General features: G+C 60.3%; 5 protein-coding genes. 4 read left to right on the forward strand and 1 reads right to left on the reverse strand.

Going from position 1 to position 6,322, the window contains the following annotated elements; all coding sequences use genetic code 11:
* On the forward strand, window positions 1–633 hold the full coding sequence (locus tag PH562_RS17625) for a Vgb family protein (protein ID WP_285174380.1): 633 nt from the start codon (window positions 1–3) through the stop codon (window positions 631–633).
* A 359-nt stretch (window positions 634–992) separates the two neighbouring features.
* Window positions 993–1,274, forward strand: a complete 282-nt coding sequence (locus PH562_RS17630) for a hypothetical protein (RefSeq protein ID WP_285174381.1) — start codon at window positions 993–995, stop codon at window positions 1,272–1,274.
* Between the two features lie 181 nt (window positions 1,275–1,455).
* Here the strand turns inward: PH562_RS17630 and PH562_RS17635 are convergent, their stop codons facing one another.
* A complete protein-coding gene (locus PH562_RS17635) occupies window positions 1,456–2,778 on the reverse strand; it encodes an MFS transporter (RefSeq protein WP_285174382.1) in 1,323 nt (440 codons plus the stop codon).
* Between the two features lie 349 nt (window positions 2,779–3,127).
* On the opposite strand from PH562_RS17635, the gene PH562_RS17640 reads away from it, so the two are divergent.
* Window positions 3,128–4,882 (forward strand): sensor histidine kinase, encoded by a 1,755-nt coding sequence (locus PH562_RS17640; protein WP_285174383.1) that lies wholly within the window; start codon window positions 3,128–3,130, stop codon window positions 4,880–4,882.
* A complete protein-coding gene (locus PH562_RS17645; protein WP_285174384.1) occupies window positions 4,879–6,183 on the forward strand; it encodes a sigma-54-dependent transcriptional regulator in 1,305 nt (434 codons plus the stop codon). Before PH562_RS17640 ends, PH562_RS17645 begins: the two co-directional genes overlap by 4 nt.
* Window positions 6,184–6,322: the final 139 nt, after the last annotated feature.

Below are 6,322 nucleotides of genomic sequence, written 5' to 3' on the forward strand. Positions count from 1 at the left end.
ATGAAAAAGTCCCAAGCGGAAATCATTCGCGAATATGGCCCCTTCGACAATGCGCCGCGCGTCAACGGCGTCACCTTCGACGGGCAGCACGTCTGGTTCGCTTCCGGCGAAAAGCTGCATGCTCTGAACCCCGAAAGCGGCAAGCAAGTGCGCACGATCGATGTTGCCTCGCACGCCGGCACCGCCTTCGACGGCCGTTACCTCTACCAGATCGCCGAAGACCAGATTCATAAGGTCGACCCCGAAACCGGCAAGATAATCTCCACCATTCCAGCGCCCGGCCACGGCGGCGATTCAGGCCTTGCCTGGAGCGAGGGCAGCCTGTGGGTCGGGCAGCATCGCGGCCGCAAGATCTATGAAATCGATCCCGAAACGGGCGCCATCCGGCGCACCATCGAATCCAACCGTATCGTCACCGGCGTGACATGGGTCGATGGCGAGCTATGGCACGGCACCTGGGAGGGCGACGAAAGCGATGTCCGCCGGGTTGATCCGGTGACCGGCGAGGTTTTGGAGCGGCTGGAAATGCCGGAGGGTACCGGCGTTTCGGGCCTGGAATCCGATGGCAAGGACCGTTTCTATGCGGGTGGCGGCGGCAGCGGCAAGCTGCGGGCCATCCGCCGTCCGCGCTGAATGGCGGCAAAGCAGACGTCCTGCGCCTGGAATCGTCGATCGATCCCAGGCGCTCGGTTTCGGAAAGAGCTGACTTACGTCTTAGGCTTGAAAGTCTGCATCCGGATCACGACTGGATACCGCGACTTTGAAACTTGTTGAGCCATAGATGGGGCTTCAGGCTAGATCCTGCGATCGTCATCTCGCGCATTTTGAACCAACCGCAATGCCATGCGTTTCCAACATGGAAGCCATGCCTTGCCGGTCTCGGCTTTCATTGCCATATTTCACTTACCAACCGCATTTCAATCATTTTTAAGTTGCGAGCCGCGCCGATCCCGACGGATGTCGTGAATGGTCTGGCGCGCCAAGGAGACGTCATGAGTGAGATCACGAAAAGTCTTGACGAAATGAACTTGCAGGAGCGCGCCGATCTTATGGCGGCCGTCGCGGATGTACTGCAAGCCACCGCCGAAGAGGCCGAGGAGGATGGCGATACGCTCGCCGTCACCAATTCGCTGTTCCTGGCATGCAATCTTCGCGGCTGTTCGTCCGATCTTGGCCCGAAGGATCTGAAAGCGGCCGAACTGCTGTTGGAGCAGGGGATCACTTTCATTCACCTGCTGAACGGACGCAAGAAAAGCCGTACGCCGGTGCATTGACGGTTGCGACCGATGAAGGTCGAGCCCTTGGTTGCTTGTCAGGTCGAAAACGGCCGAGGTGGCGAAGCATTTCCGCGTAAAATACCGTGCTAAAAGCCTCAGGCGGAACATCATGGATGTCCCGCCCTTCCTGTCTTGTTGTGCTTGTGTCGGCAGAAGTCTTTTCGCCGCCCCTGCTATCTCAATCCTCCTGGATGGCGCTGTCTCGGGCCGTATCCCGCATGAAGAGATAGACGATGAGCGAAATGCCGATCATCGCCGTCACATACCAGTAAAAACCCTGTTCCCAGCCGCTGCTCTTGAACTTCAGCGCCACGAATTCGGCTGTGCCGCCGAAGAGCGTATTGGCGAGGGCATAAGGCAATGCGACACCGAGAGCACGGATATGGGCAGGAAACAGCTCCGCCTTCACGACCGCATTGATCGATGTGTAGCCGGTGACAATGACCAATGCGCCCATGACGAGCAGGCCAGCGATGAATGGATCCCTCGTGGTTTCGAGCGCCGAGAAGATCGGGTAGGTAAACAGGACGCCACAAAGGCCGAAGCCGATCATCAGCGGCTTGCGGCCGATCCTGTCGGAAAGCCCGCCTGCGACCGGCTGCAGCAGCATGAAGATGAACAGCGTGATTGCGTTGATCTCGCTCGACGTTTCGCGGCTGAACCCGGAGGTGTTGACCAGGAATTTCTGCATGTAGATCGAATAGGCGTAGAAGGCGAGCGTACCGCCGGCCGTCAGCAGCATGACGAGCGCGGTTTCCTTGGGGTGCCGGGTGATCAGCATCCAGAAGCCGGATTTCTGCGTATCGCTTGCGCGCACATTCTTGAAGCTCTCGGTTTCGGCAAGGCCACGCCGCAGCCAGAAGACCACGACTGCAAGTGCTGCTCCCATGAAGAAGGGAATGCGCCATCCCCAGGCATTCAGCGCTTCCGTCGTCATCACAGCCTGCAATAGGATCAGAAGCGCGATGGCAAGAAGCTGGCCTGAGATCAGCGTGACATACTGAAAGGACGAGAAGAAACCGCGACGCTGGCGGCCGGCCATTTCGGAAAGGTAGGTCGCCGAGGCGCCATATTCGCCACCGACGGAGAGGCCCTGCATCAGGCGAGCGAGGACCAGAAGTGCCGGGGCCACAACGCCAATGGTTTCATATCCCGGCGTCAGCGCGATGATCAGCGACCCCGCGCACATCAGCGTCACCGAAAGGGCGAGGCCGGCTTTGCGGCCCTTGCGGTCGGCGTAGAGCCCCATGATCCAGGCGCCGATCGGCCGCATGACGAAACCGACGGCAAAGACCGCTGCCGAATTCAACAGCTGCGCGGTCTGGTCGCCGGCCGGGAAGAAATGTGGTGCGAAATAAAGCGCGAAGGCAGCATAGACATACCAGTCGAACCATTCGACGAGATTGCCGGTGGAGCCACCGATGATCGATTTCAGACGTTGACGCCGCTCAGCCGCGTCCGTCGCCGCCGTCGTCGTGATGGGATCCAGTGTATTCAGCATTGTTCCTCTCCTCCCGTTCTTGCTTCGGATCGTCGCTACACAGCGATGGCGCTGCAAACGACAGGTTCGCCGGAGAGGCCTTGCGCATTCGGCGTGGCTGGCGGCTGACATCAAGGCGATATCCGCAATGCCATTGCCCGGCCGACGTCCGACTGTTGTGCGTATTGAAGGTCCACTCTCCCAGTGATGCTATTGATATGTGAGGAAAGCGCGGTGCACGAGATTTGAGGGCTACTCAGGATATTCTATTGATATATTTCATTTTTCTCAGGATGAGATCGTTGCTCTTGGAAAATTTCGCGCAAGATTCTGCATGGCTATTTCGGAGTTTGTGCAATATTCTGCACAAATGAGTGGGCAGGGTCTGAAGCGAATTGTGCTGCTGGTGGTGGGTGGTTTAGCCGCTGCCGCGGGCATTTGGTATGCGGCGCTTTCCCTTTCGCGTCAGGACGCACTTAGGCGGCTGGATGCGGAGGCGAGCGGGCTTGCGGTACAGCATATCCGACTGCTCGACAGTGAGCTGGTGCGCTTCCGGCTTCTTCCAATCGTGCTTGGCGAATATCGCGATCTTGGCGAGGCCCTCGCGAGCCCCACAACGGATGCCGCCCGCCGGCTTGACGACAAGCTTGGCTTTCTGGCGCGGGAAACCGGCGCCTATATCATCTATCTCGTCGATCAGAAGGGACTTGTCATTTCCGCGTCGAATGCGGGAACAGAAGACAGTTTTGTCGGCAAGAACTTTAGCTTTCGTCCCTATTTTTCCGAGGCGCTGAAAGACGGTACTGCGGAATATTACGGCGCCGGAGCGATCAGCGGCCGGCCAGGTCTGTTTCTGGCCCGCAGGGTCGGCGATGCCGCCGCTCCGGTGGGAGTCATCGTGGTCAAATTCGAGTTCGATGCGGTATCGCGGATCTGGGCGAACGACCGCGGAAAAACGTTTGTGGTCGACGAGCATCAGATCATCCTTGCCGCATCCGACCCGTCACAGGTGCTGACGACGCTCGCACCTTTATCGCCCGAAGTCCGGGCCGGCATCGTCGCAAGCGGGCAATATCGCGACGCCGCGCTGGGGCAGGGGAATTATCACGCCGAGGATGCCGGTCGCATACGCGGCCCGCGAGATCGCATCATGATCGCTGCGGAGCAGCCGGTGGCCGGGACGCATTTGCGTCTGCTGCATCTTCTCGACACCCGCGCGGCGCTGCAGGAGGCGCAGGCGCGGGCCTGGCTGCTGGCTTTGCCCGTCGTTGTGGGTTTGGCCGCCATCCTCGCTGCGATCTGGTGGCGGATGACCCGCGCAGCCAGGGCAGCGGAGGATCGGCGTGCGCTTGAGAAGGCCGTCGCCGCACGCACGACTGAGCTGCACGATGAGATGGCTGAACGTGCGCGCGCCGAGGATCGATATCGCGATGCGCGTGAGGAACTTGCCCAGGCGAACCGGCTTGCTTCCGTCGGTTCGATCACCGCGGGGTTGATGCATGAAATCAACCAGCCTGTCGCGACCATCCGCACTCTCGCCGAGAATGCTCGCCATCATCTCGCGGCCAATCGCCTCGATCGCGTTGGCGCCAATCTGGATGCCGCGGTCGAAGTGACGGCGCGCATCGGCAAGATCACGCAGGAGATGCGGCGTTTTTCACGCCGGGGGCGGCGCGCAGCCGGAGCGGAGCCGCTCGATGCCATTATCGCGGGCGCCTTGCTGCTGGTCGGAAACCGGTTTCGCAAAGCCGGCGTGCGGCTGGATCTGCCGGCGCAGGGCCAGCCGCATGTGCTTGCCGAACGGGTGCGGTTGGAGCAGGTCATCGTCAATCTGCTGCAGAACGCTATCGATGCCGTTGCCGGTATCGAGGATCCGCATGTTGCTCTGCTCGTGGACGCTGCCGAAAAGGATATGGTGAAACTGACTGTCGCCGATAATGGTCCCGGTATCGATCCGGCACTGGCCAAGGAAATATTCCGTCCGTTCGTTACCGGCAAGCCCGATGGACTTGGTCTCGGGCTCGGGATTGCCCAGGACATCATGAATGATCTCGGCGGATCATTGACCATCGGCGCTTCGCCGCTCGGTGGCGCGGCTTTCATAATGACAATGAGGCGAGCATGACCCTGGAAGCGTCGCAGAAAGTTCTTCTGGTCGAGGATGATGGCCCCTTCAATGCCGCACTTACGGATTCCTTCGCCATAGCGGGCTTCGACGTGGAGACGCATGGTGATGGGCAATCGGCCCTGGCAAGCCTTGCAACCGCATTGCCTGGCGTGATCGTCAGCGACATCCGCCTGCCGCGCATCGATGGGCACGATCTGCTGGAGGCCGTGCGGGCGCGCGATCCGGATTTGCCTGTTATCCTGATGACAGGCCACGGCGATATCGCCATGGCGGTCGGTGCATTGAAACAGGGCGCCTATGATTTCATTGCCAAGCCCTTTGCCACCGATCACCTGATCGCATCGGTGCGCCGGGCGCTGGAAACGCGCCGCCTGGTGCTGGAAAACCGGCGCTTGCGGCAGGCAGCCGCCGAGGCGGAGGATGCATCGCCGCTCCTCGGTCAGACGGCGGTCATGGCACGATTGCGTGAAACGATCCGCCAGGTCGCAAACGCCGACGTGGATGTTCTGGTCGAAGGCGAAACGGGCACCGGCAAGGAGCTTGTGGCCCGGCTCATCCACCGCTGGAGCAGGCGGCGCGCTCGCAGTTTCGTCGCGGTCGATTGCGCCGCTCTGCCGGATGCGATCGCCGACGAGACCCTGTTCGGGAACCGCGTCCGGCGCGGGCGCATTGCCGAGGCCGATCGTGGCACGCTTTTTCTCGACGAAATCGACAGCATGTCACCTCTGCTGCAGGGCCGGCTTTTGCGGGTCGTCGAGGAGCGCGAACTGCCCTCGGCGAGCGGCGAGCCGGCCCCTGTCGATCTCCGCATCGTCGCCGCGACGAAAAACGATCCGCATGGCTCGATCACCGATAACCGCGTTCGTGCCGATCTGCTCTATCGGTTGGAAACCGTGCGCATCCGCATTCCGCCCTTGCGGGAGCGCCGCGCTGATATCGGCCTGCTGTTCAGCGCCTTCCTCGGTGAGGCCGCTCGCCTGCATGGTGTGCCGCGTCCACCCATCGATGCCGCGATGGAGGCACGGTTTCTGACATACGATTGGCCGGGCAATGTTCGCGAGCTGCGCAATTATGCAACGCAAGCGGCGCTTGGCCTCGCCTCCGCTCGCAGCCAACCTTCCATAGAGCTCGGCCTTTCCGATCAGATGGATCACTTCGAGGCAAACATTCTGCGTGCCACGCTGGAGCGATATGAGGGAGATATTTCCGAGGTCGCGCAGGCGCTCAAACTGCCGCGCAGAAGTCTCTATGCCCGTCTGCAGCGTCACGGCATCAATCCGTCGACCTACCGTAAGTGAGATGGGGCCCGCAAGTCGCGAGTGAAGGGATAGGATAGGATGAGTATAGTTTTACTTGTTCAGATTGGCGGTGTTATTCGTATCGGTTGTAATTTTCTTCATAAAATTTATAGTTATGCGACGTATAAATCAATTTAAC

Origin of the sequence: Rhizobium centroccidentale (genome assembly GCF_030182565.1) — a bacterium.
In the GTDB taxonomy this organism is placed as follows: domain Bacteria; phylum Pseudomonadota; class Alphaproteobacteria; order Rhizobiales; family Rhizobiaceae; genus Rhizobium.

Coding starts and splice junctions, on each gene's coding strand:
- PH562_RS17630 (WP_285174381.1), top strand. CDS start 993: ATGAGTGAGATCACGAAAAGTCTTGACGAAATGAACTTGCAGGAGCGC.
- PH562_RS17640 (WP_285174383.1), top strand. CDS start 3,128: ATGAGTGGGCAGGGTCTGAAGCGAATTGTGCTGCTGGTGGTGGGTGGT.
- PH562_RS17625 (WP_285174380.1), top strand. CDS start 1: ATGAAAAAGTCCCAAGCGGAAATCATTCGCGAATATGGCCCCTTCGAC.
- PH562_RS17635 (WP_285174382.1), bottom strand. CDS start 2,778: ATGCTGAATACACTGGATCCCATCACGACGACGGCGGCGACGGACGCG.
- PH562_RS17645 (WP_285174384.1), top strand. CDS start 4,879: ATGACCCTGGAAGCGTCGCAGAAAGTTCTTCTGGTCGAGGATGATGGC.